This window comes from Shewanella sp. MF08487, assembly GCF_050848685.1.
Classification (GTDB): domain Bacteria; phylum Pseudomonadota; class Gammaproteobacteria; order Enterobacterales; family Shewanellaceae; genus Shewanella; species Shewanella glacialipiscicola.
This window is the reverse complement of sequence record NZ_JBOZPB010000062.1, coordinates 1-1,235: the sequence shown is the minus strand read 5'-3', so window position 1 is coordinate 1,235 and position 1,235 is coordinate 1. Positions and strand designations below refer to the sequence as shown.

Here is a 1,235-nt window from a genome sequence, read left to right as displayed (position 1 = left end):
TGTACTGGTCAACCCAAACTGGACACTTTTACTTGAGAATTTTCAAACTCTACCGGTGACAGATTGTCATTAGCAGAATGAAGTCGCTCCAAGTTGTAATATTTCATGTAAGCCGTCACATCTTGCTTCATAAACTCCCTTGTTGGTTGATTAACTTTAAAAATCCAATCGTGTTTTAAGCTGCCAAAGAATCGCTCGACAACGGCATTATCCCAACACGCTCCCACATCACCCATGCTGGCTCGGATACCATAGCTCAATAGCAGCCTACCGAATTGCTTACTGGTATATTGCGAGCCTCGGTCACTGTGAAATACCAACCCTCGCGCTGGTTGGCGCAGGTTGTAGGCTTTTATTAATGCCTTGGATATCAAATCTGTGGTCATGCGTTTGTCTATGTGCCATCCCACAATCCGGCGTGAATATAAATCCATCACCACTGCCAAATACATCCAGCCTTCACCCGTCTTTAAATAAGTCACGTCACCCGCCCAGACCTGATTAGCCGATACTGGATTAAAGTTCATATTTAACAGGTTATCAGCCACTGCATCTGAGTGTTTTCGCTGTGTCGTCACCTTGTAAGCGCGTCGTTGGGTTGCTTTGAGTCGAAGGCGGTGCATAATTTTACGAACGAGATAGCGACCAACCTGGTAGCCTTCCTTGCGCAATTTTTTCACCATTTCACGATTCCCTAAGCTGCCTCGACTTTGCTTAAATAGCTGTCGAACAAGGCGATAAAGCTTCAGTGTTTCAAGGCTTATCACGTTTGCAGGGCGTTTATGCCAATCGTAATAGCCTGATTTACTTACACTCATTACTCGACATAACAGTGCTATGGGAAACAGGTGAGATTGCAGTTTGATGAAACGAAATCTTACTTCATTTCTCTCGCAAAGAAGGCGCTGGCCTTTTTTAGAATTTCTTTCTCCATTCGTAATTCTTTGTTTTCTCTACGTAATCGCTTTAGCTCATCACGCTCAGACTCTTCTAAGGTGATACCTTGTTGCAGGGCTTGGTGTTTTTCCTTCCAGTTGTAAAGCAGGCTCGTGCTAACTCCAAGAGACTTTGCCGCATCGGCAACGCTATAACCTTGCTCTAGCACCATCAAGACGGCTTCATCTTTAAATGCCTGCGGATAACTCTTATGTGATTTTTTTAAACTCATATAGACCTCTTAATTTATTGACCATACTGTCTCAAAATTAAGTGTCCGATGGGATTAGACCAGAACA

1 protein-coding gene is annotated in these 1,235 nt (G+C 43.6%); it reads right to left on the bottom strand.

The window, feature by feature from the left end; translation table 11 throughout:
* Positions 1-8 precede the first annotated feature (8 nt).
* Positions 9-1,168, bottom strand: a protein-coding gene (locus tag ACRN9H_RS19625) for an IS3 family transposase (RefSeq protein WP_432315880.1) whose coding sequence is annotated in 2 segments (ribosomal slippage) — positions 9-919 and positions 919-1,168 — 1,161 coding nt in all. Because the reading frame shifts where the segments join, the coding sequence is not laid out codon by codon here.
* Between the last annotated feature and the right edge of the window lie 67 nt (positions 1,169-1,235).